29 protein-coding genes are annotated in these 26,614 nt (G+C 75.5%); 6 read left to right on the top strand and 23 right to left on the bottom strand.

What is annotated here, in order from left to right; genetic code table 11:
• Positions 1-7: 7 nt before the first annotated feature.
• The 16 genes from ACI8AF_RS13800 to ACI8AF_RS13725 form a co-directional block, all read right to left on the bottom strand.
• Positions 8-943, bottom strand: a complete 936-nt coding sequence (locus tag ACI8AF_RS13800; protein ID WP_456540289.1) for a tyrosine recombinase XerC — start codon at positions 941-943, stop codon at positions 8-10.
• A 79-nt stretch (positions 944-1,022) separates the two neighbouring features.
• Positions 1,023-2,258, bottom strand: coding sequence for a DNA-processing protein DprA (gene dprA / locus ACI8AF_RS13795; protein ID WP_456540288.1), 1,236 nt, complete (start codon positions 2,256-2,258; stop codon positions 1,023-1,025).
• The gene (locus tag ACI8AF_RS13790; RefSeq protein WP_456540287.1) at positions 2,255-3,775 is read right to left on the bottom strand and encodes a YifB family Mg chelatase-like AAA ATPase; all 1,521 of its coding nucleotides are present in this window, start codon (positions 3,773-3,775) and stop codon (positions 2,255-2,257) included. Before ACI8AF_RS13790 ends, dprA begins: the two co-directional genes overlap by 4 nt.
• Positions 3,772-4,131, bottom strand: coding sequence for a YraN family protein (locus ACI8AF_RS13785; RefSeq protein WP_456540286.1), 360 nt, complete (start codon positions 4,129-4,131; stop codon positions 3,772-3,774). The genes ACI8AF_RS13790 and ACI8AF_RS13785 overlap by 4 nt, the downstream gene beginning before the upstream one ends.
• An 80-nt stretch (positions 4,132-4,211) precedes the next feature.
• Positions 4,212-4,520: a DUF2469 domain-containing protein gene (locus ACI8AF_RS13780; protein WP_448627367.1), complete on the bottom strand. Its 309-nt coding sequence runs from the start codon at positions 4,518-4,520 to the stop codon at positions 4,212-4,214.
• Positions 4,517-5,296 carry a ribonuclease HII gene (locus ACI8AF_RS13775; RefSeq protein ID WP_456540285.1) on the bottom strand — a complete coding sequence of 260 codons (780 nt, stop codon included), beginning with the start codon at positions 5,294-5,296 and terminating at the stop codon, positions 4,517-4,519. Before ACI8AF_RS13775 ends, ACI8AF_RS13780 begins: the two co-directional genes overlap by 4 nt.
• A 151-nt stretch (positions 5,297-5,447) precedes the next feature.
• Entirely contained in the window at positions 5,448-6,173 is a 726-nt protein-coding gene (locus ACI8AF_RS13770; protein WP_456540284.1) for a LuxR C-terminal-related transcriptional regulator, read from the bottom strand.
• Between the two features lie 172 nt (positions 6,174-6,345).
• Positions 6,346-7,257, bottom strand: a complete 912-nt coding sequence (lepB, locus tag ACI8AF_RS13765) for a signal peptidase I (RefSeq protein ID WP_456540283.1) — start codon at positions 7,255-7,257, stop codon at positions 6,346-6,348.
• Between the two features lie 76 nt (positions 7,258-7,333).
• The gene (gene rplS, locus ACI8AF_RS13760) at positions 7,334-7,690 is read right to left on the bottom strand and encodes a 50S ribosomal protein L19 (protein WP_456540282.1); all 357 of its coding nucleotides are present in this window, start codon (positions 7,688-7,690) and stop codon (positions 7,334-7,336) included.
• Between the two features lie 148 nt (positions 7,691-7,838).
• Entirely contained in the window at positions 7,839-8,339 is a 501-nt protein-coding gene (locus ACI8AF_RS13755) for an NUDIX hydrolase (RefSeq protein ID WP_456540281.1), read from the bottom strand.
• Entirely contained in the window at positions 8,332-9,069 is a 738-nt protein-coding gene (gene trmD / locus ACI8AF_RS13750) for a tRNA (guanosine(37)-N1)-methyltransferase TrmD (protein WP_456540280.1), read from the bottom strand. The genes ACI8AF_RS13755 and trmD overlap by 8 nt, the downstream gene beginning before the upstream one ends.
• The gene (gene rimM, locus ACI8AF_RS13745) at positions 9,069-9,569 is read right to left on the bottom strand and encodes a ribosome maturation factor RimM (RefSeq protein ID WP_456540279.1); all 501 of its coding nucleotides are present in this window, start codon (positions 9,567-9,569) and stop codon (positions 9,069-9,071) included. Before rimM ends, trmD begins: the two co-directional genes overlap by 1 nt.
• 36 nt (positions 9,570-9,605) lie before the next feature.
• The gene (locus tag ACI8AF_RS13740; protein ID WP_448627359.1) at positions 9,606-9,842 is read right to left on the bottom strand and encodes an RNA-binding protein; all 237 of its coding nucleotides are present in this window, start codon (positions 9,840-9,842) and stop codon (positions 9,606-9,608) included.
• Positions 9,843-9,845: 3 nt separating this feature from the next.
• Positions 9,846-10,337, bottom strand: a complete 492-nt coding sequence (gene rpsP, locus ACI8AF_RS13735; protein ID WP_456540278.1) for a 30S ribosomal protein S16 — start codon at positions 10,335-10,337, stop codon at positions 9,846-9,848.
• Between the two features lie 204 nt (positions 10,338-10,541).
• Positions 10,542-12,290 (bottom strand): proline--tRNA ligase, encoded by a 1,749-nt coding sequence (locus tag ACI8AF_RS13730; RefSeq protein WP_456540277.1) that lies wholly within the window; start codon positions 12,288-12,290, stop codon positions 10,542-10,544.
• Positions 12,291-12,373: 83 nt separating this feature from the next.
• The gene (locus tag ACI8AF_RS13725) at positions 12,374-12,997 is read right to left on the bottom strand and encodes a hypothetical protein (protein ID WP_456540276.1); all 624 of its coding nucleotides are present in this window, start codon (positions 12,995-12,997) and stop codon (positions 12,374-12,376) included.
• A gap of 103 nt (positions 12,998-13,100) precedes the next feature.
• Between ACI8AF_RS13725 and ACI8AF_RS13720 the strand changes: the two genes are divergently transcribed.
• Positions 13,101-13,799 carry a response regulator transcription factor gene (locus tag ACI8AF_RS13720; RefSeq protein ID WP_456540275.1) on the top strand — a complete coding sequence of 233 codons (699 nt, stop codon included), beginning with the start codon at positions 13,101-13,103 and terminating at the stop codon, positions 13,797-13,799.
• Positions 13,796-15,046 carry a sensor histidine kinase gene (locus ACI8AF_RS13715; protein WP_456540274.1) on the top strand — a complete coding sequence of 417 codons (1,251 nt, stop codon included), beginning with the start codon at positions 13,796-13,798 and terminating at the stop codon, positions 15,044-15,046. Before ACI8AF_RS13720 ends, ACI8AF_RS13715 begins: the two co-directional genes overlap by 4 nt.
• A gap of 160 nt (positions 15,047-15,206) precedes the next feature.
• Here the strand turns inward: ACI8AF_RS13715 and ACI8AF_RS13710 are convergent, their stop codons facing one another.
• The 6 genes from ACI8AF_RS13710 to ACI8AF_RS13685 form a co-directional block, all read right to left on the bottom strand.
• Entirely contained in the window at positions 15,207-16,286 is a 1,080-nt protein-coding gene (locus ACI8AF_RS13710; RefSeq protein ID WP_456540273.1) for an amidohydrolase family protein, read from the bottom strand.
• Complete coding sequence (gene ffh / locus ACI8AF_RS13705; RefSeq protein WP_456540272.1) at positions 16,283-17,851, bottom strand: signal recognition particle protein; 1,569 nt, start codon at positions 17,849-17,851, stop codon at positions 16,283-16,285. The genes ACI8AF_RS13710 and ffh overlap by 4 nt, the downstream gene beginning before the upstream one ends.
• Positions 17,852-17,970: 119 nt before the next feature.
• The gene (locus ACI8AF_RS13700) at positions 17,971-18,159 is read right to left on the bottom strand and encodes a hypothetical protein (RefSeq protein ID WP_456540271.1); all 189 of its coding nucleotides are present in this window, start codon (positions 18,157-18,159) and stop codon (positions 17,971-17,973) included.
• Positions 18,160-18,282: 123 nt separating this feature from the next.
• Positions 18,283-20,631: a [protein-PII] uridylyltransferase gene (locus ACI8AF_RS13695; RefSeq protein ID WP_456540270.1), complete on the bottom strand. Its 2,349-nt coding sequence runs from the start codon at positions 20,629-20,631 to the stop codon at positions 18,283-18,285.
• A gap of 123 nt (positions 20,632-20,754) precedes the next feature.
• Complete coding sequence (locus ACI8AF_RS13690; protein WP_456540269.1) at positions 20,755-21,093, bottom strand: P-II family nitrogen regulator; 339 nt, start codon at positions 21,091-21,093, stop codon at positions 20,755-20,757.
• Positions 21,090-22,442 (bottom strand): ammonium transporter, encoded by a 1,353-nt coding sequence (locus ACI8AF_RS13685; protein ID WP_456540268.1) that lies wholly within the window; start codon positions 22,440-22,442, stop codon positions 21,090-21,092. Before ACI8AF_RS13685 ends, ACI8AF_RS13690 begins: the two co-directional genes overlap by 4 nt.
• 355 nt (positions 22,443-22,797) lie before the next feature.
• Between ACI8AF_RS13685 and ACI8AF_RS13680 the strand changes: the two genes are divergently transcribed.
• Genes ACI8AF_RS13680 through ACI8AF_RS13665 form a run of 4 tightly spaced genes read left to right on the top strand, consistent with a single transcriptional unit; the run spans position 22,798 to position 25,349 of the window.
• The gene (locus ACI8AF_RS13680; RefSeq protein WP_456540267.1) at positions 22,798-23,505 is read left to right on the top strand and encodes an energy-coupling factor ABC transporter permease; all 708 of its coding nucleotides are present in this window, start codon (positions 22,798-22,800) and stop codon (positions 23,503-23,505) included.
• A complete protein-coding gene (locus tag ACI8AF_RS13675; protein ID WP_456540266.1) occupies positions 23,502-23,822 on the top strand; it encodes a PDGLE domain-containing protein in 321 nt (106 codons plus the stop codon). Before ACI8AF_RS13680 ends, ACI8AF_RS13675 begins: the two co-directional genes overlap by 4 nt.
• 1 nt (position 23,823) lies before the next feature.
• Positions 23,824-24,603 carry a cobalt ECF transporter T component CbiQ gene (gene cbiQ, locus ACI8AF_RS13670; protein WP_456540265.1) on the top strand — a complete coding sequence of 260 codons (780 nt, stop codon included), beginning with the start codon at positions 23,824-23,826 and terminating at the stop codon, positions 24,601-24,603.
• The gene (locus ACI8AF_RS13665) at positions 24,600-25,349 is read left to right on the top strand and encodes an energy-coupling factor ABC transporter ATP-binding protein (protein WP_456540264.1); all 750 of its coding nucleotides are present in this window, start codon (positions 24,600-24,602) and stop codon (positions 25,347-25,349) included. Before cbiQ ends, ACI8AF_RS13665 begins: the two co-directional genes overlap by 4 nt.
• Here ACI8AF_RS13665 and ftsY read toward each other — a convergent pair whose 3' ends face one another.
• Entirely contained in the window at positions 25,350-26,603 is a 1,254-nt protein-coding gene (gene ftsY / locus ACI8AF_RS13660) for a signal recognition particle-docking protein FtsY (protein ID WP_456540263.1), read from the bottom strand.
• Positions 26,604-26,614: the final 11 nt, after the last annotated feature.

Genomic DNA, 26,614 nt, shown 5'->3' with positions numbered 1-26,614 from the left:
CGTCCTCTCAGGCTCTGGGGTGCGCTTGCGCGTGGACCGCACGGAGCCGTTCGACCGTCACGTGCGTGTAGATCTGCGTGGTCGCGAGGCTAGCGTGGCCCAGCAGCTCCTGGACCGACCGCAGGTCGGCGCCGCCCTCCAGCACGTGCGTCGCCGCCGAGTGCCGGAACCCGTGGGGTCCGATGTCGGGGGCGCCCGGCACGGCCCGGACGGCGCTGTGCACCACCCGCCGCGCCTCCCGGGGGTCCAGCCGCCGGCCGCGGACGCCCAGCAGCAGCGCCGGTCCGGAGCCGGCCGTGGCCAGCGCCGGGCGGCCGCGGACCAGCCAGGCCTCGATCGCCCGCTCGGCGGGGACGCCGTAGGGGACGCTGCGCTCCTTGCGGCCCTTGCCCAGCACCCGCAGCAGCCGCCGGCCGCGGTCGACGTCGTCGACGTCGAGCCCGACCAGCTCGCTCACCCGGATGCCGCTGGCGTAGAGCAGCTCGAGGACGACGGCGTCGCGCAGGGCCACCGGCTCGTCGGCGCCCGCCACGGACTCGAGGACCGCGCGCGCCTGGTCCGGGGCCAGCACGTCGGGCAGCGTGCGGTGCGCCTTGGGGCTGACCAGCCGCAGGCCGACGTCCTCCGCCGCCCGGCCGCTGCGGCGCAGCCACGCGGTGAAGGAGCGCGCGGCCGCGGCCGAGCGCGCCGTGGTCGCCCGGCTGTGCCCGGTGGTGCGGCCCTTGGCGAGCCAGCTGCGCAGCGACGCGAGGTCGAGGTCGTCGGGGGTGCCGCCGCCGCGCCGGGCGAGGTGGTCGAGCAGGCGGACGACGTCGCCGACGTAGGCGCGGACGGTGTGCTCGGACAGGTCGCGGGCGGAGACGAGGTGCTCCTCGAACGCGTCGAGCGCCTCGGACAGCGCGGGGGGCAGTCCCGCGCGCAGCTCTGCCGTCGATGCCGTCACGGCGGAAACCGTCCGTGGCGAGGGCGCGCCGGTCAAGGCGCCGCGCCGTCGGGTTGCCCGCAACCGACCCCGACGGCGGTCAGCCGGCGGGCTTCGGCGGCGGGGTGAGCCGCCACCCCGTGCCGGTCCACTGCACGAGATCGGCCAGCTCGAGGGCCGGCAGCACGCGGAGCACCTCGACGACGTCGCAGCCGGCCACGGCGGCGAGCCGCTCGGGTGCCACGCCGATCCGCACCGGGCAGGCGTCGAGGACCCGCCGGGCGACGTCGGAGAGCCCGTCCCGGGCGGCGGCCGGGCGGTCCGGCGGCGGGGCCAGGTCGAGGCCGAGACCGCCCACCTCGTCGAGCACGTGCGCGGCGGAGGCCACCAGCCGCGCCGGCCGCTCGTCTCCGGTCCCCCGCAGCAGCTCGTGGCAGCCGACCGACATCGCGGACGTCACCGGCCCCGGCACCGCCATGACGGACCTGCCCAGCTTCCTCGCCCGGTTCGCCGTGGCCATCGCCCCGGACCGGGCCGCCGCCTCGACCACCACGGTGCCGCGGGTGAGCGCCGCGATGATCCGGTTGCGCACGAGGAACCGGTGCTGGTGCGGTGCCGCTCCCGGTGGCCACTCGCTGACCAGCAGCCCGCTGTCGGCGATGCGGTGCAGCAGGGCGCCGTTGCCCGCCGGGTAGGGCCGGTTGACTCCGCAGGCCAGCACGGCGACGGTCGGCCCGTCGGCGGCCAGGGCGCCGCGGTGGGCGGCCGCATCGATGCCGAAGGCACCGCCGGAGACCACGGTCCAGCCGCGCCCGGCCAGCTGGTGGCCGAGGTCGCCGGCGACGTGCTCGCCGTAGGCCGTGCAGGCACGGGAACCGACGATCGCCACCGACCGGTCGACGAGCTCGTCGAGCCGGCCCGGGCCGCGCACCCAGAACGCCAGCGGGGGCACCGGGGCGGTCGTGCGGTCGGACTGGCGCTTCGGCTCGTCGGGCTCCTCGGCGGTGGCCAGGGTGAGCGCGTGCAGCGGGAAGGCCGGCCACTCGTCGTCCTCGGGCACGACCAGCCGGGCCCCGCACCGCTCGGCGCGGCGCAGGTCCTCGAGGGTGTCGTCGCGCTCGGCGCGCGCACCGACCAGGCCCAGCACCCGGGGGGACGCCGTCCGGGCCCGGATCCGGCGGACGGCCTCCACCGGGCCGTGCCGTTCGACGAACCGCCAGAGGTCGACGGTGCCGGGCTCCACGGCCCGGCTGAGCCAGGCGCGGGCCCGCAGCAGGCCGGGGGTGCGCTCCCCCGGCGCCGCGGCCGCCTCGGCGAGGTCCTCGTCGAGGCTCATGCCGCCGCCCGCTGCAGGCGCATGCCGAGGGCCTCGGCGACGTCGTCGGCGTCCGGCACCGTGCGACCGGCCAGGTCGGCGACGGTCCACGCCACCCGCAGCACCCGGTCGTAGCCGCGGACCGACAGCGCGCCGCGCTCCAGCGCCCGCTCGACCAGCGTCAACGACGACCGCGGGACCGTCCACCGCTCGCGGAGCAGCCGCCCGGGCACGTGCGCGTTGAGGGCGAACCCGCTCCCCCGCAGCCGCTGGGCCGCCGCGGCCCGAGCGGCGGCCACCCGGGCGGCGACCGCCGCCGACGGCTCCGGCGTCCCCAGGCCGTCCAGCCACGCGGCCCGGGTGACGGGCGGCAGGTCGACCCGCAGGTCGATGCGGTCGAGCAGCGGACCGGACAGCCGGGACTGGTACCGCCGCCGCTCGAGGGCGCTGCAGGTGCAGGCGGCGTCACCCGCCGCGCTGGCGCACGGGCACGGGTTGGCCGCCAGCACCAGCTGGGCGCGGCACGGGAAGGTCGCCGAGCCACCGACCCGCTGGATCGTCACCGAGCCCCGTTCCAGCGGTTGGCGCAGCGTGTCGAGCACCGCCCGCGGGAACTCCGGCGCCTCGTCGAGGAAGAGGACACCGCGGTGCGCCCGGCACACCGCGCCCGGCCGGATCTGCCCCGACCCGCCGCCCACCAGGGAGGCGAGGGTGGCCGAGTGGTGCGGTGACTCGAAGGTCGGGCGGGTGATCAGCGGCGCCCCGGGCGGCAGCGTGCCCGCGATCGAGTGGATCGCCGTGACCTCGAGCGCGGCGTCGTCGTCGAGCGGTGGGAGCAGCCCGGGCAGCCGCTCGGCCAGCATCGTCTTGCCCGCTCCCGGCGGTCCGGTCAGGTACAGGTGGTGCCCGCCGGCGGCGGCGACCTCCACGGCCCGCCGTCCCGCGGTCTGGCCGACGACGTCGGCGAGGTCGGGCCCGGGCCGCGGCGGCGGCAGCGCCCCGCGGACGTGCGGGACCAGCCGCTCGCCGCCGGTGAGATGGCCGACGAGCGCGGCCAGCGTGGGCGCGGCGAGGACCTCGGCGCCGGCGACCAGCGCCGCCTCGTCGGCGTTGGCCGGTGGCACCACGACCCGCCGGTGCCCGGCCCGGGCGGCCGCGAGGACGGCGGGGAGGACCCCGCGGATGCCGCGCACCGACCCGTCGAGCCCGAGCTCGCCGAGGAGCACGAGGCGTTCCACGTCGGGGCCGCGGACGACCTCGGCGGCGGCCAGCACGGCCACGGCGAGCGCGAGGTCGAAGCCGCTCCCCTGCTTCGGCATGGACGCCGGCGACAGGCCGATCGTGACCCGGCGCTGCGGCCAGGTCGCCCCGACCGTCGTGATGGCCGCGCGCACCCGGTCGACCGACTGGCGGACCACCGCGTCGGGCAGCCCCACCAGCGCCGTGTGCGGCACCCCGGAGGCCGCGTCGACCTCGATCTCGACCAGCGCCCCGGAGACGCCGACCAGCCCCACCGACCACGTGCGGGCGAGCGTCACGAGAACGCCCCGCGCAGGTGGGTGACCAGCGCCGGCCGGTCGGGTCGCACGAGCACACCGACGACGTCGAAGCGCAGGTCGGGCGCGTGCTCGTCGTGCGCGGCCAGCCAGCGCTGCGCCAGCGTGCGCAGCCGGCGCTGCTTGGCGGGGGTCACCGCCTCGACCGGGTGGCCGAAGCCGGTGCCGCGCCGGGTCTTCACCTCGCAGAAGACCAGCGCGTCGCCCTCGCGGGCCACGATGTCGAGCTCGCCCTCGCGGCAGCGCCAGTTGCGGTCGAGCAGGCGCAGGCCCGCGTCGGTCAGGTAGGCGGCGGCGACCCGCTCGCCGTGGACCCCCAGGTCCGAGGTGGTGGACACCCCCCGACCCTCGTCCCCCGCCGGGCGGTGCGGACCGCTCGACCGCGGTCTGTGGATCCGGCTCCCGGCTGTGGACGGAGCTAGGAGGAGGGCAGCTCGAGGTCGGGCTTGTCCAGCTCCTCGACGTTGACGTCCTTGAACGTCAGCACGCGCACGTTGCGGACGAACCGGGCCGGCCGGTACATGTCCCACACCCAGGCGTCGCTGAGCTTGAGCTCGAAGAACACCTCGCCGCCGGCCTCGCGGACCTGCAGGTCCACCGAGTTGGCCAGGTAGAACCGCCGCTCGGTCTCCACCACGTAGGTGAACTGGCGGACGATGTCCCGGTACTCGCGATAGAGCTGCAGCTCCATCTCGGTCTCGTACTTCTCGAGATCCTCGGTGCTCATCGCCCAGTCCCCGGCGTCATGGGTCCATCATCGACCATCCCGGCGGGACCGGTCAGCTGGAGGGCCCGCCCGGCGTGGGCGGCGAGTTCGGAGGCGCGGTGCGCATCGCGGGCCCGGGCGACGTTGATGAAGCGCATCCGGTGCTCCGGGCAGGGCCCGTGCCGCTCCAGGGCGGCGCTGTGCACGTCGGTGATGTAGCCCTTGTGGCCCGCGAAGTCGTACTCGGGCCAGCGCTCGTGCAGCTCGAGCATCATCCGGTCCCGCGTCACCTTGGCCAGCACCGAGGCGGCGGCCACGCAGGCGGCCACCCGGTCCCCCTTCCAGACCGCGAGGGTGGGCCGGGCCAGGCCGGGCACCGGGAAACCGTCGGTGAGCACGTAGTCGGGCGACGGGTCGAGCGCGCACACCGCCCGGCGCAGCGCCTCGAGGTTGGTGACGTGCATGCCGCGGGCGTCGAGGTCCTCGACCGGGATGACGACGACTGACCAGGCGACCGCGCGCGCGACGACCTCGGCGTAGACCCGCTCCCGCGCGGCGGCGGTGAGCAGCTTCGAGTCGGCCAGCCCGGGCACCCGGCCGCGGCGCCCCGCCGGGAGGATGCACGCCGCGGCGACGAGCGGTCCGGCGCAGGCGCCGCGGCCGGCCTCGTCGGCGCCGGCGATCGCGGCGAACCCGCGCCGGCGCAGGCGTCGTTCCATGTCCCACAGCGCATCGGCACGCTCGTCGGCCGGCTGCTCGGGGGAAGCGGAGCGGGCGGGGAGGGGACGCAGAGCCATCGCCGTCCGACCCTACGACGAGGCGGGGACAGGACGGCGGCCGACACCACCCGGCGGACACGGCTCGGGCCGGTCCCCTGCGAGGGGGACCGGCCCGGGCCGTGGTCGGACCGCCGAGGAGGCGGACGGTCCGAGCTGCGGGTGGTGCGGGTCAGGCGTCCGCGTCGACCTCGGCCGCGGTCAGGGCGTGCGCGCCGCAGGTGCAGGCGCCGCCGGCACCGCCGCGCGAGGAGAGCACCAGCGACACCGCGTGGGCGCGGTCGCGGGCACCCAGCTTGCGCAGGATGGCCTTGACGTGGCTCTTGACCGTGTCCTCGCTGATGAACAGGTTGCGCCCGATCTGGCGGTTGGACTGGCCCTGGATCAGCTCGTCGAGCACGTCCTGCTCGCGGCGGGTCAACGGCACCTCGGGGACGAACGGCTTGCCCGCCGGCACGGCCGAGGGCTCGACCCGGCGGATCTGCGGGTCGACGACGGTGCGGCCGGCGCGGGCGGCCAGGATCGCCCAGCCGAGCAGCGTCGGCGAGGTGTTCATCAGCAGGTAGCCCCGGACACCGGCGGCCACGGCCTCGTTGACGACGGCCGGGTCCTCGGAGGTGGCCAGGGCCACGATCGTCACGCGGGGGAACCGGCGACGCAGGTCGCGGCAGGCGTTGAGGGTGGCCGCCTTGCCCGAACCCAGCTCGACCACGACGGCGTCGGGGCGGGCGGTCTCGACCAGGGTCAGGGCCCGGCGCAGCTCGCCCGGGGTGCCCACGGACTGCATGCCGGCGGTCTCGTTGACCATGCTGACCAGGCCGCGACGCAGCACGGGGCTGTCGGCGAGGAGGAGCACGCGGGTCACGCCGCGGGCGGTGCTCGCCAAGGGTGCAGACACAACTGACTCCGTTTCAACTCCGGGAAGTTCCAACACCTCCATCGGAAGGGTGAAACGGTTGCTTTACCCCTTTCCGGGAAATTTCTGGGACGGCGCGCAAATGCCGTTCCCTGCGTCCCGGGTCACACGCGAAACGGCGCTCGGCCATTCGGTAATGGCGGCGCGAATGGTTTCAGCGACGGCGCCGACGGCGCCACAGCGCGAACGGCACCACGGCCGCCAGGCCCACGGCCTCCGGGGCGACGACCGCACCGGGCCTGCCGGCGGCCTCCAGCCCTTGGATGTCCGGGGAGGCGAGCAGGCCGAACCGGTCCAGCGGCCACACGATGACGGCGGCCTTGCCGATGACGTCGGACACCGCGATGGTCCCGGAGTACTCGTCGCCGACGTGGTTGCGGGAATCGGCCGAGGCCGACCGGTGGTCCCCCATCACCCACAGCCGGCCGTCGGGAACGGTCACCGGGCCGAAACGGCGCGATTCGATCGGGTTGTCCTCGTAGATGTAGGGCTCGTCGAGCGGGTCGCCGTCGACGGTCACCCGTCCTTCGGGATCGCAGCACTCGACGGTCTGCCCGCCGGTGGCGATTACCCGCTTGACGTAGTCGTCCTCGCTGGGCGGCGCGACGCCGATCGAGCGGCCCAGCCACAGCAGGGCGCCGGAGAACCAGTTGCTGGGGTCGGAGACCTCGACCTCGGGCGACCAGGTGTCGGGGCCCTTGAAGACGACGATGTCGCCGGGCTCGGGCTCGCCGAACCAGTACGGCACCTTGTTGACCAGCACGCGGTCGCCGGTGCAGCCGGTGCAGCCGTGCAGCGTCTGCTCCATCGACCCGGAGGGGATGAAGAACGCCTGCACGAAGAAGGTCTTGACCAGCAGCGCCAGGACGAAGGCGATCAGCAGCAGGACCGGGAGCTCGCGCAGCAGCGAGCCCTTCTTCTTCGGCTCGTCGCGGCGCCGGCGCCGGGAGCGGGCGGGCCGCTCCGGCGTCGGCTCGTCCTCCGTGGTCTCCGGCTGACCGGAACGGGGCTGGCCGTCGTCCCCCGGAACGCCGTCGGCGGGCCCCGCGGGCCGATCGCTGCTCATCGGGGACCAGCGTACGGCCGGGCAGGACCCGCCGTGGTCACCCCGGGGACCCCGGTGCGACGAGTGGTGCGTGGGGTCAGCGCGCGACCGGCTCGCGCTTCTCCTTGATCTTGGCGGCCTTGCCGCGCAGCTCGCGGAGGTAGTACAGCTTCGCGCGGCGCACGTCGCCGCGGGTGACGACCTCGATCTTCTCCACGACCGGGGTGTGCACCGGGAAGGTGCGCTCCACGCCGACGCCGAAGCTCACCTTGCGCACGGTGAAGGTCTCGCGGATGCCGCCGCCCTGACGGCGGATGACGACGCCCTGGAAGACCTGGATGCGCGAGCGGTTGCCCTCGACGACGCGGACGTGCACCTTGACGGTGTCGCCGGGACGGAACTCGGGGATGTCGTCGCGCAGCGAGTCGGCGTCGAGTGCGTCCAGGGTGTTCATCTCAGCAGTCCTGTCGTCCTAGCGGTGGTTCGTTCCCGGTCCGGACAGCCGTGGTCCCCGGCTGACCTTCGGCGGGGGCAGTGGCTCTCGCGGAGCGCGCGCGTCAGCGGCACTGACGTCTGCAGCAGCTCTCTACTGTGCCACAACTTCAGTCGACGCTGCGCGGCGGCCCCGTCCAGGGGCCCGCGAGCAGCTCGGGCAGCACCACGGCGAGCTCGCGCGGGGCGAACTCCTCGCCGCTCGCGGCGACCTCCGCCGGCGTCCACCACCGCCACGGCTGGTCCTCGTAGAGCTCCAGCTCGGTCTGGCCGCTGACGTCGACCTCGTGCTCGACGTCGCGGAGGACGAAGTAGGTCTCCCGCGCGTCGACCAGCTCGCCGAGGAACGGGACGACGACGCGGCGGATCCACACCGGCCCCTCCAGGACCGCCGGGTCGACGACGAGCCCGATCTCCTCGGCCAGCTCCCGCGCCGCGGCCAGCCGCACCGGCTCCCCCGCCTCGACCTCGCCGCCGGGCGTGTACCAGTACAGGACCGGCCCGGGCGGGGTGCTCAGGTCGACCAGCCGCGCGCCGAACAGCAGGACCCGTCCCGCCGGGTCGAGCAGGACCACGCGCGCGCTGGCGCGGATCCGGGGTCGCTCAGCCATCCTCGAGGACCGCCCGGTCGGCGTCCGACAGCGCCTCCTCCGGCAGGGCGGTCAGCAGGTCGGGCCGGCGGGCGGCGGTGCGCCGCAGCGACTCGGCCCGCCGCCAGCGCGCGATCGCCGCGTGGTCGCCGGAGAGCAGCACCGGCGGGACGTCGAGCCCGCGCCACGACGCCGGGCGGGTGTAGGAGGGCCCCTCGAGCAGGCCGTCGGCGTGCGAGTCGTACTCGACCGACTCGCGGTTGCCGACGACCCCGGGGAGCAGGCGGGTGACCGCCTCGACCATGACGAGGACGGCGGACTCGCCGCCGGCCAGCACGTAGTCGCCCAGCGAGACCTCGGACACCGGCCCGGCGGCCGCGGCCCAGTCGGCGACCCGCTGGTCGATGCCCTCGTAGCGGCCGCAGGCGAAGACCAGCCCCGGCTCGGCGGCCCACTCCGCGGCCATGGCCTGGGTGAACCGGCGCCCGGCCGGCGTCGGCACGACCAGCCGGGTGCCCGGCGTGCGGACGTCGTCGAGCGCCCGTCCCCACGGCTCGGGGCGCATCACCATGCCGGGTCCGCCGCCGTACGGGGCGTCGTCCACGGTGCGGTGGACGTCGTCGGTCCACCGCCGCAGGTCGTGGACGGCGATGCTCACCAGCCCGCGCTCGGCGGCCTTGCCGAGCAGGGACTGGCGCAGCGGCGCCAGGTACTCGGGGAAGATCGTGACGACGTCGATGCGGTAGCCCATCAGAGCTCCAGCAGCCCCTCGGGCGGGTCGACCACGAGGTGCCCGGCCGCGAGGTCGACGGTGGGGACGATGGCCTTGGCGAACGGGATCAGCACCTCGCCGCCGTCCGGCCGGCGCACGACCAGCAGGTCGGCGCCCTCGTGGCGGACGGCCGCCACCTCGCCCAGGACCGTGTCGTCGGTCAGCCGCGCGGTGAGACCGAGCAGCTGGTGGTCGTAGAAGTCGTCGGGGTCGTCGAGGTCGGGCAGCGCCGCGACGTCGACGAGCAGGAGGGTGTCGCGCAGCTCCTCGGCGGCCTCGCGGCTCTCGACGCCCTCGAACGTCAGCAGCAGCACGTCGCGGTGCCAGCGGGCGCGCTCGATCGTCAGCGGACCGCGGGAGGCGGGGTCGGTGACCAGCTCGGCCCCGGGGGTGAAGCGCAGGTCGGGGTCGTCGGTGCGGACCTCGAGGGTGACCTCACCCCGGACACCGTGGGGCCGGCCGATGCGGCCGACCACCACGGTGTCCGGGGTGCCAGGGGTCGTGCTCAGGTGCGTTCAGCGTCCGTCGGTGTCGACGACGTCGACCCGCAGGCCGCGGCCGCCGACGCCGGTCATGACCTGGCGCAGCGCCTTGGCGGTGCGCCCGCCGCGGCCGATGACCTTGCCGAGGTCGTCGGGGTGCACCCGGACCTCGAGGGTCTTGCCGCGGCGGCTGTTGAGCAGGTCGACGGTGACGTCGTCGGGGTGGTCGACGATGCCCTTGACCAGGTGCTCGAGCGCTTCTTCGAGCACGTCTTACTCGGCGGGCGTCGCAGCCGGCCCACCGGAGGCCGGGCCCTCGCCGCCGGCGGCCGAGGCCTCGGCCACGGTCTCGGCAGGCGCCTCGGCGGCCTTCTTCGGGGCGGCCTTCTTCTTCGGCGTGGTGGCGCCCTCGGCGGCCTCCTCGCCACCGGCGGCGCGGACGGCGGCCTCGTACAGGGCCTTCTTGTCCGGCTTGGGCTCGGCGACCTTCATCGGCGCCGGGGCCGGCTCGCCCTTGAACTTCTGCCAGTCACCGGTCACGCGGAAGATCGCGGCGACGGCCTCGGTCGGCTGCGCGCCGACGCCCAGCCAGTACTGGGCGCGCTCGCTGTCGACCTCGATGAAGGAGGGCTCCTCCTTCGGGTGGTACTTGCCGATCGTCTCGATCGAGCGCCCGTCCCGCTTGGTGCGGGCGTCGGCGACGACGATGCGGTAGTAGGGCGCGCGCATCTTGCCCAGGCGCATGAGCTTGATCTTGGTGGCCACGGTGGGTGGTGTACTCCTCGAACGCAGTGTCGGTGCTCGCCGGACGCGACGTGTGGGGGTACGCCGGTGGCGGAGCCAGGGACACGGCCGGCAACGGTGAGAGGGCCGCCCACCGCCGTGTTCGACCGACCATCATGCCAGATGCCGGGACGACGCCTCGCGGCCGCGGGGTGATCCTCGTCGAGATCCCTGACGGCGGCGGCTTCAGCCGCGGACGGCGGCGAGCACGCGGGCGGTGGCCTCGCCCACCGGCACCTCCTGGCGCTCCCCGCTCGCCCGGTCGCGCAGCTCGACCACGCCCTCGGCCAGCCCGCGGCCGACCGTGACGATCGTCGGCATGCCGAGCAGCTCGGCGTCCTTGAACTTCACCCCCGGGCTGACCTTGGGCCGGTCGTCGTAGAGCACGGTGAGCCCGGCGCCGACCAGCTCGTCGGCCAGCGCCTGCGCCGCCTCGAACACCGCGGCGTCCTTGCCCGTGGCGACCACGTGCACGTCGGCCGGCGCGATGCTCCGCGGCCAGCACAGCCCCAGCTCGTCGTGCGTGGACTCGGCGATCGCGGCGACGGCGCGGGAGACGCCGATGCCGTAGGAGCCCATGGTGACCGTGACGAGCTTGCCGTTCTCGTCGAGCACCTTGAGGTCCAGCGCGTCGGCGTACTTGCGGCCCAGCTGGAAGATGTGGCCCATCTCCACGCCGCGGGCGAGCTCGAGCGGGCCGGAGCCGTCGGGCGCGGGGTCGCCCGGCAGCACCTCGGCGGCCTCGATGACGCCGTCCCAGGTGAAGTCCCGCCCGGCCACCAGGTCGAAGACGTGCTTGCCGGCCTCGTTGGCGCCGGTGATCCACCGGGTGCCGGGCACGACGCGCGGGTCGACCAGGTAGCGGATGCCGGTCGCGCTGTCCTTGCCCAGCACCTCCGGGCCGATGTAGCCCTTGACCAGCGCCGGGTGCTTCTCGAAGTCGGCGAACGGCTCGACCTCGGCCGGTGCGACCTGCGCCTCGAGGCGCTTGGCGTCGACCTCGCGGTCCCCCGGGACGCCGACGACGAGCGGCTCGCGGACGCCGTCCGGGTGCACGAGGGTGACCACGACGTTCTTCAGCGTGGACGCCGCGGTGTAGCCCGCGTCGGGGAACAGCTGCTGGGCGACCGCGACGAGCGTCTCGATGGTCGGGGTGTCGGGGGTGTCCTCGACGTGCGCGTCGGGCAGGCCGTCGAGCGGCACGGGCTCGGGGACGACGGTGGTGACCGCCTCGACGTTGGCCGCGTACCCGCCGGGCGAGCGGACGAAGGTGTCCTCGCCGATCTCGGTCGGGTGCAGGAACTCCTCGCTCTTGGACCCGCCCATGGCGCCCGACATCGCCGAGACGATGACGTACTCCAGGCCCAGCCGGTCGAAGATCCGGATGTAGGCGTCGCGGTGGGCGGTGTAGGAGCGGTCCAGCCCGGCGTCGTCGACGTCGAAGGAGTAGCTGTCCTTCATGGTGAACTCGCGACCGCGGAACAGGCCGGCCCGCGGACGCGCCTCGTCCCGGTACTTGGTCTGGATCTGGTACAGCGAGAGCGGCAGGTCCTTGTAGGACGAGTACACGTCCTTCACGAGGAGCGTGAACATCTCCTCGTGCGTCGGCCCGAGCAGGAAGTCGTTGCCGCGGCGGTCCTGCAGCCGGAACAGGCTGTCGCCGTACTCGGTCCAGCGGCGGGTGGCCTCGTAGGGCTCGCGCGGCAGGAGGGCCGGGAAGTGCACCTCCTGGGCGCCCATGGCGTCCATCTCCTCGCGGATCACCCGCTCGACGTTGCGGAAGACCCGGTAGCCCAGCGGCAGCCAGGTGAAGCCGCCGGGCGCGGCGCGGCGGATGTAGCCGGCGCGGACGAGCAGCCGGTGGCTCGGCACCTCGGCGTCGGCCGGGTCGTCGCGCAGCGTGCGCAGGAACAGAGAGGACATCCGCAGGAGCACGGACCCAGTCTCCCAGCAGACCTCAACCGATGTGTGCGGGCCCGGCCGAGGACTCGGCCGGGCCCGCCCCGGGAGCGGTGCGGTCAGTCGTCGGAGCCGCGGCCGCTGTTGTCGCTGTCGCCGCCGTTGTCGTCGCCCGGCCCGTCGTCGGAGCCGTGGCCGCTGCTGCCGTCGTCGCCGCCGTTGTCGTCGCCCGGCCCGTCGTCCGAGCCGTGCCCGCCGCTGGAGGACGACGCCGCGGACGAGGACGACGGGTGCGAGGACGAGTCGTCGTCGCCGCCACCGCTGCCGCCGCTGCCCTGCGGCCGCGGGCCCTCCACGGAGAACTGCGGGGACCCCGACACGCAGCTGACGTAGACCTCGACCTTCTGCGACGCGCTCTCGAACTCGACGTGGTCGGCGTAGTGCTCCACCGACCAGCCGGCGGCCGGAGCCCCGGCCAGCTGCGCGACGCCGCCGACGCAGGAGGCGAGCACGGTGCCACCGGCCGTGGCGTGCTCGCCCGAGGGCGCCGCGGGCGGCGAGGTCGTGGACGGCGCAGAGGAGGACGACGTCGACGCGGCGGTCCCCGCCGGGCTGACGTCCACGCTGCTGGGAGCCGCGGCCGGCGCCGAGGCGTCGACGAGGGACACGGCCAGGAACCCGATGCCGACGGCGGCGGCCACCGCGAGGAGCCAGCCCGCCACGAGGGGGAGTGATCGCTTCATGCCGGGGAGACTCCACGCGGTCGGGTTAAGGCGGTCCCAAGGAAGGGTCAAGGTACGGCTGGGCTGCGCCGGAACGCGCGGATGTCGCCCTAGCGTGCGATGCGTGGCGCAACTGCTGGTGGTCGAGGACGACGAACGCATCCGCGGTGCGCTCATCCGTGCGCTGCGGCAGCGGGGGCACACCATCGCCTCCGCGGCCACCGCGATGGCCGGCCTCCAGCAGACCGTGGACACCCGGCCGGACCTCGTCGTGCTCGACCTCGGCCTGCCCGACCTCGACGGCGCGCAGCTGCTGCGCATGATCCGCGCGGTCTCCCCCGTCCCGGTCATCGTCGCCACCGCCCGCGACGACGACGCGAGCATCGTGTCGGCGCTCGACGCCGGCGCCGACGACTACGTGCTCAAGCCCTTCCAGGTCGATCAGCTCGAGGCCCGCATCCGGGCGGTGCTGCGGCGGACCGGGAGCCCCGACGCCGGCCCTGCACCGGTCACGGTCGCCGACCTGACCGTCGACCCGCGCGCCCGGCGGGTGACCCTCGCCGGCCGGTCAGTGGAGCTCGCGCCCAAGGAGTTCGACCTGCTCGCCTACCTCGCCGCCCGCGTCGGGACCGTGGTGCCGAAGCGGGACCTGCTGCGCGAGGTCTGGCAGCTGCCCTACGGGGGCTCCGACAAGACCGTCGACGTCCACCTCTCCTGGCTGCGCCGCAAGCTCGGGGAGTCGGCCGCGCAGCCGCGGCTGATCCAGACCGTCCGCGGCGTGGGCGTGCGGCTCGCCGAGCCCGACCCGGAGCCCGAGCTGTGAGGCGGCAGATCACCCTGCTGGTGGCCGCGACCACCTCGGTCGTGCTGCTGGCCTTCCTGCTGCCGGCCGCCGCGCTGGTCGCGCGGGTCGCCGAGGCCCGCGCGCTGGACTCCGCGCGCCAGCAGCTGCAGTTCCTCGTCCCCACCGTCGGCCTCGACTCCGCCGACGACGTCCGCGGGGCGCTGGCCGGGCTGCCCGACGGGCGCACCGTCGCCGTCCGCTGGGTGGACGGCACCTGGCTCCGCGAAGCCGGGGCGACCGCCCCCGGCGAGACGCCGACGACGGCGGAGGAGGTCGAGGAGGACGGCGGGACGCGGCTGGTGCAGCCGGTGCGCCGGGCCGACGGCAGCGCCGTCGTCGAGGTCCTCGTGCCGGCCGACGAGCTCCGGGCCGGGGTCACGCGGACCTGGCTGGTCCTCGCCGGGCTGGGCCTGGTGCTCTTCCTGCTCGCGCTGCTGGTGGCCGACCGGCTGGCCCGCTCCCTCACGCGGCCGGTCACGGAGCTGGCCGGCACGGCGACCCAGCTGGGCACCGGCGACCTCGCCGCGCGCGTCGAGCCGGCCGGGCCGGCGGAGGTGCAGGAGGTCGGGACGGCGCTCAACCGGCTGGCCGGCCGGATCGGGGAGCTGCTCGCCGCCGAGCGGGAGTCCGCCGCCGACCTCGCGCACCGGCTGCGCACCCCGCTGACCGCCCTCCGGCTCGACGCCGAGTCGCTGCCGCCGGCCGAGCGCGAGCGCATCCTCGACGACGTCGACGCCCTGGCCCGCACCGTCGACGAGGTGATCTCGGAGGCCCGGCGTCCGGTGCGCGAGGGGCTCGGGGCCGCCGCGGACGCCGTCGCCGTCGTCGGGGAACGGGTCGCCTTCTGGTCGGTGCTGGCCGAGGAGGAGCGCCGGGACCTCGCCCTGGAGCTGCCCGAGGCCGCGCTGCCGGTCCGGGTGGCCGCCGCCGACCTCGGCGCCGCGGTCGACGCGCTGCTGGGCAACGTCTTCGCGCACACCCCGGAGGGGACGGCGTTCCGGGTGGCGGTCCGCCCCCGCGCCGACGGCGGGGCCGAGGTGTCCGTCGCCGACTCCGGCCCGGGCGTGCCCGAGGCGTCGGTGGAGCGCGGCCGCAGCGGCGGCGGCTCCACGGGCCTCGGCCTCGACATCGCCCGGCGGACGGCGGAGAGCTCCGGCGGGGCCCTGCGCGTGACGTCGTCCGCCGCCGGCGCGGTGCTCACCCTCTCTCTCGGGCCACCCGCCTAGCGCGCGGCAGGTCCCGGGCAAGCGGGCCGGGCGACGCGGGCCTCTGCCAGGCCGTCGCCGCGCTGCTCGCCGCCGCCGACGAGGTCTCCGCGGCCGCCGGGGTCAGCGTCTGAGCCGTGCGGAGTCCGAGGACCGCACTTCCCGCGCCCTCGGACTCCGCTCAGACGATGCGGCCGCGCAGAATGCGCAGCGCGGGGCGGGCCAGCACGTCGAGGTCGGCGCACGGGTCGGCGCCGTAGACGACGACGTCGGCCAGCGCCCCCTCCTCGAGGCAGGGCAGCCCGAGCCAGTCCCGGGCGGCCCACGACCCGGCCGCCAGGGCGGCCTCGGCGGGCAGCCCGGCCGCCGCGAGGGCGCGGATCTCGTCGGCGATCCGGCCGTGCGCGATCCCGCCGCCGGCGTCGGTGCCGGCGAACACGGGCACGCCGGCGTCGTACGCCGCCCGGACGACGGCGCCGGCCGAGGCGTGCAGCCGGCGCATCGTGGAGGCGTACGCGGGGAACTTCTGCTCCCCCGCCGCGGCGAAGCCGGGGAAGTTCTCGACGTTGACCAGCGTGGGGACGACGGCGGTGCCCCGGGCGGCCATCCGGCCGATGAGCTCCTCGGTCAGCCCGGTGCCGTGCTCGATGCAGTCGATGCCGGCGTCGATGAGGTCGGGCAGCGCGTCGGTGCCGAAGGTGTGCGCCGTGACCCGGGCGCCCGCGGCGTGCGCGGCGGCGATCGCGGCCTCCACCGCCTCGCGCGGCCACTCGGGGGCAAGGTCGCCGACGCCGCGGTCGATCCAGTCGCCGACCAGCTTCACCCAGCCGTCGCCGCGGCCGGCCTGCGTGGTCACCTCGGCGGCGAGATCGGCGGGCGCGACCTCCACGGCCACGCCGGGCATGTAGCGGCGCGGCGCCGCGACGTGCCGGCCGGCGCGGATGATCCGCGGCAGCTCCGGGTCGTCGTCGAGGGAGCGGGTGTCGACCGGGACGCCGCAGTCGCGCAGCGCGAGGACGCCGGCGTCCCGCTCGGCGATGGCCTGCGCGCGCAGCTCCGCGGGGTCCTCCACGGGGGCGCCGCCCGGGCCGATGCCGACGTGGCAGTGGGCGTCGACCAGGCCGGGCAGCAGCCAGCCGCCGCGGCTGACCGTCTCGGCGCCGGGCACCGGGTCGAAGGTGATCCGCCCGTCGCGCACCCACAGGTCGCGGTGCTCGCCCTCGGGGAGGACGACACCGGCGAGGTGGACGGCGGGGGTCACCGGCCGCCGTCGTCCTTGAACTGGTCGAAGTTGAGCTTGGACAGGTCCGGCAGACCCTGACCCGGGGGCAGGCTCGGCATGCCGCCGGGGAAGCCGCCGGCGCCGCCGGGGAAGCCACCCGGCAGCCCGCCGGGCGCGCCCATGGGCCGGCGGGCGGGGCCGCTCTTGCCCTTCCCCTTGCCCTTCTTGCCCTTCTTCGACTGGGCCTGCATCTGCCGGCCCCGGGCCTTCTTCGACATGGGGCCCATCCCGGGCAGGCCCATGCTGCCGGCCATCTGGCCCATCATCTTCTGGGCCTGCGCGAAGCGCTCCAGCAGCTGGTTGACGTCGGTGACGCTCACGCCCGATCCGTTGGCGATCCGGACCCGCCGCGAGGCGTTGATGATCTTGGAGTTGACCCGCTCCTCCGGCGTCATCGAGCGGATGATCGCCGCGGTCCGGTCGAGGTCGCGGTCGTCGATCTGCTTGAGCTGCTCCTTCATCTGCCCGGCGCCGGGCAGCATGCCGAGCAGGTTGGCGATCGGGCCCATCTTGCGGATCGCCATCATCTGCTCGAGGAAGTCCTCGAGCGTGAAGCCCTCGCGGCTGACGAGCTTGCCGGCCATCTTCTCGGCCTGCTCGGCGTCGAAGGCCTGCTCGGCCTGCTCGATGAGCGTGAGCACGTCGCCCATGCCGAGGATGCGCGAGGCCATCCGCTCGGGGTGGAAGACGTCGAAGTCGGTGAGCTTCTCGCCGGTGGAGGCGAACATGATCGGCTGCCCGGTCACGTAGCGGACCGAGAGCGCGGCACCACCGCGGGCGTCGCCGTCGAGCTTGGTGAGGACGACGCCGGAGAAGCCCACGCCGTCGCGGAAGGCCTCGGCCGTGGTGACGGCGTCCTGACCGATCATCGCGTCGACGACGAACAGCGTCTCGTCGGGCTGGACGACGTCGCGGATCGCCGCCGCCTGCGCCATCAGCTCGGCGTCGATGCCCAGCCGCCCGGCCGTGTCGACGACGACGACGTCGTGCATGGTGCGGCGGGCGTGCTCGATCGAGTCGGCCGCCACCCGCACCGGGTCGCCGATGCCGTTGCCGGGCTCGGGCGCGAAGACGTCGACCCCGGCCTGGCCGGCGACGATCGACAGCTGGTTGACCGCGTTCGGCCGCTGCAGGTCGGCGGCCACGAGCAGCGGCGTGTGCCCCTGCGACTTCAGCCAGCGGCCCAGCTTGCCGGCGAGCGTCGTCTTGCCGGAGCCCTGCAGGCCGGCGAGCATGATCACCGTCGGCGAGGTCTTGGCGAACCGCAGCCGGCGGGTCTCGCCGCCGAGGATGCCGATGAGCTCCTCGTTGACGATCTTGATGACCTGCTGCGCCGGGTTCAGCGCCTGCGAGACCTCGGACCCGCGGGCCCGCTCCTTGATCGCGTTGATGAACGCCCGCACCACGGGCAGCGCGACGTCGGCCTCGAGCAGCGCGATGCGGATCTCCCGCGCCGTCGCGTCGATGTCGGCGTCGGTCAGCCGACCCTTGCCCCGCAGGCCGGTGAAGACCTTGTCCAGGCGGTCGGAGAGCGTCTCGAACACAGCACGTCCTCAGCAGAGATTCCGGGCACGGCCGAGCCGCGCCTCCCGCCCCCAGGGTAGAGGCCCCCTCCAGGGCACCGCCCCGAGCTTGCGAGGGGTGGGGAGGAGGGGGTCCTTTCTCACGCCGCGTGGCGCAGCGGCATCGCGGCCAGGGGGACGACGTCGCCGACCACCAGCGCGGTGCCGCAGTCCGCGCACGCCCACTCGGGGCACTCGCCGCCGTCCCCGGTGTGGCCGTCGGCGCACGGCGGCTGCACGAAGTCGCGGTCGTCGCCGCAGGTCGGGCAGGGCCAGGTCCGGCTGTCCACGAGAACTCCCCCTCGTCGCTCGGCGGGACCGGTCCGTCCCGCTGCGTCGACACTCGCACGACCCACCGACGGGAGCCGGGAACCCGGCCCGGCGTGTCGCGCGACAGGACGGGGTCGCGTGCGCTAGGAGACGTCGGCCGGAGCCCCCCGCGCGGCGTCGACCAGCGCCGCTTCGACCCGCTGCCGCTGCTCCGCGTCGATCGGCCGCCCCTCGGGGTTGACCACGTAGAAGCTGTCGGCCGCGTCGGCGCCGAAGGTCTCGATCCGGGCCGAGGTCACGTCGAGCCCCTCGTCGGCGATCGCGGCGGTGAGCCGGTACAGCAGCCCCGCCCGGTCGCCGGCGCGGACCTCGACGATGCCCGTGGCCACGCCGCTGACCTCCGAGTCGTGCCACGAGATGCGCGGCGGCGCGCTGCGCCCGCCGTTCTGCCGGTAGTCGGCCTCCCGCTGGCGCAGCCGGTCGGAGAGCGACAGCGTGCCCTCCAGCGCCGCCCGCACGCCGTCGGCCAGGATCTCGGGCACCGGCGCCCGCCCGAACCGCGGGCGCACCGCGAAGACGGCGGTCGCGTGCCCGTTCTCCGCCGACACCTTGGCCGCCCGCACGTCGAGCTGGTTGAGCGCGAGCACCCCGGCCAGGACGCTGAACAGGCCGTGCTGGTCGGGTGCGCCGATGGTCACCTGCTGGCCGTCGGCGACGTCCTCCACGCCGACGGTCAGCGCGCCGGGGCCGCCCGGCGCCGTCGCGCTCACCTGCGGCTCGGTGGGGTGCAGCACCGGCTCCGGATCGTCGGCCGCCGTCGTGCCGAGCCGCGCCTGCACTCGGGCGACGAGCCCGGCGACGAGGTGCGCCTTCCACGGCGACCACGCCGAGGCGCTGGTCGCCGCGCCGTCGGCCTGGGCGATCGCGTGCAGCAGCTGCAGCACCGCCGGGTCGCGGCCGATCGTGTCGGCCACCCGGTCGACCGTCGCCGGGTCGTCGATGTCGCGCCGGGTGGCGGTGTCGGGCAGCAGCAGGTGGTGCCGCACGAGCGCGGCGACCGTGGCGACGTCGGCCGGGGTGAACCCCATCCGCGCGGCGATGGCGGCGGCGATCGGCTCGCCGACGACGCTGTGGTCGCCGGGCCAGCCCTTGCCGATGTCGTGCAGCAGCGCCCCGACGAGGAGCAGGTCGGGCCGGTCGACGTCGTGGGTGAGCTCGGCGGCGGCCGCGGCGGCCTCCACGAGGTGCCGGTCCACGGTGAAGCGGTGCCACGGGTGCCGCTGCGGCAGCGAGCGCACCCGGTCCCACTCCGGCAGCAACCGGGCCAGCAGGCCCTCCTGGTCGAGCTGCTCCAGGACGGCGACGGCGGGCCGACCGCTGGCCAGCAGTCTGAGGAACCACCAGCGCACCTCGGCCGGCCAGGGCTCCGGCAGCGGCGGCGTGTGCACCGCGAGCACCTTGAGCGTGTAGGGCGACAGCGGCACGTCGGCCCGGGCCGCGGCCGCCGCGGCGCGCAGCAGCAGCCCGGGGTCGGCGGCGGGCTTCGCGTCGCGGGCCAGCACGACCTCGTCGCCCTGCCGGACGACGCCGTCGGCCAGCGGCTCGCGGCGGACCCGGCGGTAGCGGCCGCGGGGACGGCGGACCAGCGCCGCGTCGACCCGCCGCCACGTCTCGTCGGCGACGAAGGCCAGCCGGCGCCCGGCCAGGCTCACCTCGCGCAGCAGCGCGTCCTCGTCGGCCAGCCCCAGGGCGTCGGCCACCGGCCGCTGCTCCTGGCGGACCAGGACGTCGCCGGGCCGGCCGCTGCGCCGGCGCAGCTCGTCGCGGACGTCGAGCAGGAAGGCGTAGGCCTGCTCGGCCTCGGCGGTCGGCTCGTCGGCCAGCTGGGCGGCGGCGACGGCGCGCAGCACCTGCCCCTCGCGCAGGCCGCCGTAGGCCTCCTTGAGGTCGGGCTCGAGGAGGAAGGCCAGCTCGCCGACCTGGCGGGCCCGGCCGCGCCGCAGGTCGCGCAGCTGCGGCAGCAGCTTCGACGCCGACGCGCGCCAGCTGGCCAGCGTCGCCGCGCGCAGGCCGGCGGCCAGCTCGGGATCGCCGGCGACGAGGCGGGCGTCGAGCAGCCCCAGCCCGGCCTTGACGTCGGCCGAGGCGACCGAGACCGCCTCCGACACCGACCGCACCGAGTGGTCCAGGCGCAGGCCGGCGTCCCAAATCGGGTACCAGAGGGCGTCGGCGAGGGCAGCGATCTCCGGACGGCCGTCGTGGACGAGCACCAGGTCGAGATCGCCGTGCGGCGGCAGCTCGCGCCGGCCCAGGCTGCCGACGGCGACGAGCGCGAGACCCTCGGTGCCCGAGCGGGGCGGCGGGGCCCCGCGGCGCTGCTTCGGCGGCGGCGTCCCCGCCGCGGCGTCGGCCAGCAGGCCGGTCAGCCAGGAGTCCAGCGCCGCCACCCGCTCGGCGCGGAGCATCCCTGGCAGCGCCTCGATGTCCAGCACGTCGTCCCCTCTGCGACCGGTCCGGCCTCGGTGGAAGTGCGTCGGCCGGGGCGGTGTCGGTCGCCCACCGCCCCGGCCGCGCTGCCCCGGCCGACGCGTGCTCAGCTGCTCACGCAGCCCTGCTCAGAGTGCGTCGTCCCCGCGCTCGCCGGTGCGGACCCGCACGATCTCGTCGATCGTGGTGACCCACACCTTGCCGTCGCCGATCTGCCCCGTGGAGGCGGCCTCCACGACGGCGTCGACCACGCGGGCGGCGTCGAGCTCGCTGACGACGACCTCGATGCGGACCTTCGGCACGAAGTCCACCTGGTACTCCGCCCCGCGGTAGACCTCGGTGTGCCCCCGCTGGCGGCCGAAGCCCTGGACCTCGCTGACCGTGAGGCCGGCGATCCCGATCAGCTCGAGGGCGTTCTTCACGTCGTCGAGCTTGAACGGCTTGATGATGGCGGTGACCAGCTTCACGCCCCGACCCCTTCCGTGCTACGGGCCGAGACGGACGTCTGGCCGGTGACCGATGCTCCCCCACCGCCGCCGAGCGACGCGAAGTCGTACCCCGACTCGGCGTGCACGGCGGTGTCGATGCCGCTGACCTCCTCCTCCTCGGAGATCCGGAAGCCCATGACCTTCTGGATGGCGAAGCCGATGACGAAGGTGACCACGAAGGAGAACGCCAGGACGGCGAACGCGCCGATGGCCTGCCGCCACAGCTGGTCGACGCCGCCGCCGTAGAAGAGCCCGTCGACGCCGGCCGTGGTGGCCGCCGAGGCGAACAGGCCGACCGCGAGCGTGCCCCACAGGCCACCGACGAGGTGGACGCCGACGACGTCGAGCGAGTCGTCGTAGCCCAGCTTGTACTTCAGGCCGACGGCGAGGGCGCAGAGGACGCCGGCGATCAGGCCGACGAGGATCGCGCCGACCGGCGTGACCGAGGAGCAGGCCGGCGTGATCGCGACCAGGCCCGCGACGACACCGGAGGCGGCGCCCAGCGAGGTGGCGTGGCCGTCCCGGATCTTCTCCGTGGCCAGCCAGCCCAGGGCCGCGGCGGAGGTGGCGACCAGGGTGGTCACGAACACCTCGGCGGCCTGGCCGTTGGCCGCCAGCGCCGAGCCGGCGTTGAAGCCGAACCAGCCGAACCACAGCAGGCCGGCGCCGGCCATGACCAGCGGCAGGTTGTGCGGCCGCATGGGGTCGCGGCCGAAGCCGCGGCGCTTGCCGAGCACCAGGGCGAGGGCCAGGCCCGCCGCACCGGCGTTGATGTGCACCGCGGTGCCGCCGGCGAAGTCGATCGCGAGGACGCTGTTGGCGATCCAGCCGCCGGTCTCGGACTCCGCGCCGTCGAAGGCGAAGACCCAGTGCGCGACCGGGAAGTAGACGACCGTGGCCCAGATGCCCGCGAAGACCATCCAGGGGCCGAAGCGGGCGCGGTCGGCGATCGCCCCGGAGATCAGCGCGACGGTGAGGATGGCGAACATCCCCTGGAAGGCGACGAAGGCCATCGACGGGACGGTGAAGACCAGCTCGGTGGCCGCGAAGCCGTTGTCGATGCCCTCGGTGCCGAGCAGGCCGGAGAGGCCGAGGAACTCGAACGGGTTGCCCAGCAGGCCGCCGCCGACGTCGTCGCCGAACGCCATCGAGTAGCCGTAGAGGACCCACAGGACGCCGATCAGCGCGAGCGCCCCGAAGCTCATCATCATCATGTTCAGGACGCTCTTCGCGCGGACCATGCCGCCGTAGAAGAGCGCCAGACCGGGGGTCATCAGCAGCACCAGGGCGGCGCTGGCGAGAACCCAGGCGGTGTCGCCGGTGTCCACGGCAACCTCCTGACGGGATCGGTGGCCGTCACGGGGACGGCCACGTGGAAGGAACGGACCCGGGACCACGGGGGCGCACCGGGGACGGGTGGGTGGGGCCGGCGCCCCCGTCCCTGGGGGCGACGTGGCGTTCACGGTGCCGTCGACCTGTTTCGCCTGGGCGCGCGACGCTGTTTCGGGACGGTGAACTCCGCGCCGCGTGTCCGGCCCTCGTGTTCCAGCCGTGTTGCGCGGACCTCCCGGCGTGGCCGACGCCACATCCGCGGCCGCCTCCCGGCCGACCGGGGCGTCGCAGTTGCAAACGATGTGCAATAAGGTCGGAGCGCACCTCCCACCCGACGACCCTGGAGGCGACGTGCACGTCCCCGACGGATTCCTCGACGCCGGCACGTCCGTGGCGACCGCCGCGGTCGCCGCCGGCGCCGTCGCGGTGGCGCTGCGCGGCGCGCGGCGGGAGCTCGACGAGCGCACCACCCCGCTGGCGGGGCTCACCGCGGCCTTCGTCTTCGCCGTCCAGATGATGAACTTCCCGGTCGCCGCCGGGACCAGCGGTCACCTCATCGGCGGCGCCCTGACCGCCGTGCTGGTCGGGCCGTGGACGGCGGTGCTGTGCCTGACCGTCGTCCTCATCGTCCAGGCCCTGCTCTTCGCCGACGGCGGGCTGACAGCGCTGGGGACCAACGTGACGCTCATGGCGGTCGTGGCGGTCGCGGTCGGCTACGGCACCACCCGCCTGCTCGTGCGGGTCCTCCCCCGCACCCGCGCGTCGCTGCTGGCCTCGGCCGGTGTCGGCGCGTTCCTCTCCGTGCCGGTCGCGGCGCTGGCCTTCGTGGGCCTGTTCGCGGTCGGCGCGGTCGCCGACGTCCCGCTGGGCGCGGTGACGGCGACGATGCTCGGCGTCCACCTGCTGATCGGCCTGGGCGAGGCGGCGATCACCGTCGCGGTGCTCGGCGCCGTCCTCGCCGTCCGGCCCGACCTGGTGCACGGCGCGCGGCACCTGCGGCGCGACCTGGCGCTGGCCGACCGGCCCGCGGCCGCGGCAGCCGCCGGGGGTGCCCGGTGAGGCGCCGCACGGGCTTCTGGGTCGCCGGCGTCCTGCTGGCCCTGCTCATCGCCGGGGTGGGCAGCTACTACGCCAGCTCCGCCCCCGACGGGCTCGAGCACAGCGCCGAGGAGGCGGGGTTCGCGCACACCGCCGAGGACAGCGCCGTGGCCGGCTCCCCGCTGGCCGACTACGCCGTCAGCGGCGTCGACGACGGCCGGCTCTCCGGCGGCCTGGCCGGGGTGATCGGCGTCGCCGTGACCCTCGTCGTGGCCGGCGGGCTCGCGCTCGTGGTGCGCCGACGCCGCCCGGCGCACCCGGTCGACAGCACCTCCTGAGGTGGGTGCGGCGCACGCCGGCGTCCTCGCCGCCGCCACCGGGGACGACACCGTCGTCCACCGGCTGCCGGCGCACCTGAAGCTCGTCGCCGTCCTGGCGTTCGCGCTGGTCGTCGTCGCCACGCCGGTGCACGCCGGCTGGGCGGCGGCCGTCTACGCCGCCGACCTGGTGCTGGTGCTCGGCGTCGCCGCGGCCGCCCGCGTCCGGCCCGGCCGGCTGGCCCGGGCGCTGGTCGTGGAGACGCCGTTCCTGCTGTTCGCGCTGCTGCTGCCGTTCGTCGCCCGCGGGCCGCGGGTGGAGGTCGCCGGGCTGTCGCTGTCGGAGAGCGGCCTGGCCACCGGCGGCGGCATCCTCGCCAAGGCCACGCTCTCGGTGCTCGCCGCCACCGTGCTGGCCGCCACCACCGACCCGCGCGCGCTGGTCCGCGGGCTGGAGCGGCTGCGGCTGCCGGCGGTGCTGGTGCAGATCCTGTTGTTCATGGTCCGGTACGCCGACGTGGTCGCCGGCGAGCTGCGCCGGATGCGGGTCGCCCGGGAGTCGCGGGGCTTCCGCCCCCGGCACCTGGGTGCGCTGCGGGTGCTCGGGCCGGCCGCCGGGTCGCTGTTCATCCGCTCCTACGAGCGCGGCGAGCGGGTCCACCTGGCGATGCTGTCGCGCGGGTACACCGGGCGGCTGCCCACCGGCCCCACCACGCCTCCCGGCGCCGGCGCCTGGCTCACCGCCCTCGCCCTGCCCGGGGCGGCCGCCGCCGTGCTGGTGGCGGGGGTGCTGTGGGGGTGAGCGCTCCCCCGCCGTCGCTGCTCGTCGAGGACCTGGCGTTCGCCTACCCGGACGGACACCAGGCGCTCTACGGCGTCGACCTGCGCCTCGAGCGCGGCGAGCGGGTGGCGCTGCTGGGCCCGAACGGCGCCGGCAAGACGACGCTGGTGATGCACCTCAACGGGATCCTGCGCGGCGGGCGCGGGCGGGTGGAGGTGGCCGGGCTGCCGGTCGAGGGGCGGGCGCTGCAGGAGGTCCGCCGCCGGGTCGGCATCGTGTTCCAGGACCCCGACGACCAGCTGTTCATGCCCACCGTCGGTGAGGACGTCGCGTTCGGCCCCCGCAACCTGGGTCTCCCCGAGCCGGAGGTCGCCGCCCGGGTGGCGGCGGCGCTGGCGCAGGTGGGCATGGCCGGCTCGGCCGACCGGCCGCCGCACCACCTCTCCTTCGGGCAGCGCCGCCGCGTCGCCGTCGCCACGGTGCTGTCGATGCACCCGGAGGTCCTGGTGCTCGACGAGCCGTCGTCGAACCTCGACCCGGCCGGCCGGCGGGAGCTGGCCGAGGTCCTCGAGGCGCTGCCGGTGACCATGCTGATGGTCACCCACGACCTGCTGTACGCCCTGCAGCTGTGCCCCCGCGCCGTCGTCCTGGACGGCGGGTTCGTCGTCGCGGACGGGCCGACGCGGGAGCTGCTGGCCGACCCCGAGCTGCTCGCGGCGCACCGCCTCGAGCTGCCGTACGGGGTCGACCCCCGCGCGCTGCGCTGATCAGGCGGCGCGGTCGTTCTCCGCGCCGCCGACCAGCGCCTCGGCGAACGCCTGCGGCTCGAACGGCGCGAGGTCGTCGGGCCCCTCGCCCAGGCCGACGAGCTTGACCGGGATGCCGAGCTCGCGCTGCACCGACACGACGATGCCGCCCTTGGCCGTGCCGTCGAGCTTGGTGAGGACGACGCCGGTGACGTCGACGGCCTCGGTGAACACCCGGGCCTGCACGACGCCGTTCTGGCCGGTGGTCGCGTCGAGCACGAGCAGCGTCTCGGTGACCGGCGCCTGCTTCTCCACGACCCGCTTGATCTTGCCCAGCTCGTCCATCAGCCCGGACTTGGTGTGCAGCCGCCCGGCGGTGTCGACGACGACGGTGTCGACCTCGCCCTCCATGCCGGTGCGCACCGCCTCGAACGCGACCGACGCCGGGTCGCCGCCCTCGCGCCCGCGCACGGTGAGGACGCCGACCCGCTCGCCCCAGGTCTCCAGCTGGTCGGCGGCGGCCGCGCGGAACGTGTCGGCGGCACTGAGGACGACGCTCTTGCCGTCGCCGACGAGGACGCGGGCGATCTTGCCGACCGTCGTCGTCTTGCCCGCGCCGTTGACCCCCACCACCAGGACGACGCCGGGCTTGCCGTCGTGCCGGTCGACGCCGAGGGAGCGGTCGAGGTCGGGGCCCAGGACGCCGGTGAGCTCGCGCACCAGCAGCTCGCGCAGCTGCTCGCCGGAGGCGGTGGCCAGCACCATGGACTGGGTGCGCAGCCGCTCGACGATCTGCGTGGTGGCGGCGACGCCGACGTCGGCGGTGAGGAGGGTCTCCTCGATCTCCTCCCAGTCGTCCTCGGTCAGCTTCTCGCGGGCCAGGACGGTGAGCAGGCCGCGGCCGAGCGAGGACTGCGAGCGGGCCAGCCGGGAGCGCAGGCGCACCAGGCGGCCGGCCGAGGGCAGCGGCGTCTCGAAGACCAGCCCCGGCTCGGGCTCGGCCGGCGGCAGCTCGACCTCGGGCGCCGCCTCGGGCTGCACGGTGTCGGGCTGGACCTGGTCGGCGGTGGCGGGTCGGGTGGGCGGCGGCGCAGCGGTGGCGCCCGAGGGCTTCCCGGTCGGCGGCGCCTGGGGTGGGCGGGGGCGGGTCAGCGTCGTGCCGCTCGCGGCGTCGTCGTCCAGACGGGTGGTCCTCCGGCCGCGGTTGACGAGCAGCCCGACCCCGGCGATCAGCGCGACCACCAGGATCGCGATCGCGATGAGCACGAATTCCATGCCCCGATCCT

The organism is Blastococcus sp. SYSU D00669 (assembly GCF_054050715.1).
This window is presented reverse-complemented; position numbering and strand designations above follow the sequence as displayed.

Coding starts and splice junctions, on each gene's coding strand:
- ftsY (WP_456540263.1), bottom strand. CDS start 26,603: ATGGAATTCGTGCTCATCGCGATCGCGATCCTGGTGGTCGCGCTGATC.
- ACI8AF_RS13775 (WP_456540285.1), bottom strand. CDS start 5,296: ATGGCTCTGCGTCCCCTCCCCGCCCGCTCCGCTTCCCCCGAGCAGCCG.
- ACI8AF_RS13725 (WP_456540276.1), bottom strand. CDS start 12,997: ATGAAGCGATCACTCCCCCTCGTGGCGGGCTGGCTCCTCGCGGTGGCC.
- ACI8AF_RS13755 (WP_456540281.1), bottom strand. CDS start 8,339: ATGGCTGAGCGACCCCGGATCCGCGCCAGCGCGCGCGTGGTCCTGCTC.
- ACI8AF_RS13780 (WP_448627367.1), bottom strand. CDS start 4,520: ATGAGCACCGAGGATCTCGAGAAGTACGAGACCGAGATGGAGCTGCAG.
- dprA (WP_456540288.1), bottom strand. CDS start 2,258: ATGAGCCTCGACGAGGACCTCGCCGAGGCGGCCGCGGCGCCGGGGGAG.
- rplS (WP_456540282.1), bottom strand. CDS start 7,690: ATGAACACCCTGGACGCACTCGACGCCGACTCGCTGCGCGACGACATC.
- trmD (WP_456540280.1), bottom strand. CDS start 9,069: ATGGGCTACCGCATCGACGTCGTCACGATCTTCCCCGAGTACCTGGCG.
- lepB (WP_456540283.1), bottom strand. CDS start 7,257: ATGAGCAGCGATCGGCCCGCGGGGCCCGCCGACGGCGTTCCGGGGGAC.